General features: G+C 42.3%; 1 pseudogene. It reads left to right on the forward strand.

What is annotated here, in order from left to right:
• Nucleotides 1–265 (forward strand): annotated as a pseudogene (locus ACFIMQ_RS09700) (hemin ABC transporter substrate-binding protein); the annotation flags it as partial.

The raw sequence follows: 265 nt of genomic DNA on the forward strand, positions 1-265 counted from the left end.
GATCAACTTGTTGCCCGTGATAGTACAAGTGTTTATCCCAAAGAAGCTCTCAAGCTTCCTGTGCTTGGTTACATGCGTGCTCTTTCACCTGAAGGTGTTCTGTCTTTTGCTCCAGAAGGTATCTTGCTCATTGAAGGAAGTGGGCCTCCTTCAACAATTGAAATTCTCAAAAAAACATCAATCCCTATCGTGATTATACCCGAAAGCTATTCTCGAGAAAGTGTTATAGAAAAAATTCGCCTCGTTGGAAAAGCCATCCATCGTG

Source organism: Bartonella sp. AD13SXNS (assembly GCF_042196465.1).
Classification (GTDB): domain Bacteria; phylum Pseudomonadota; class Alphaproteobacteria; order Rhizobiales; family Rhizobiaceae; genus Bartonella.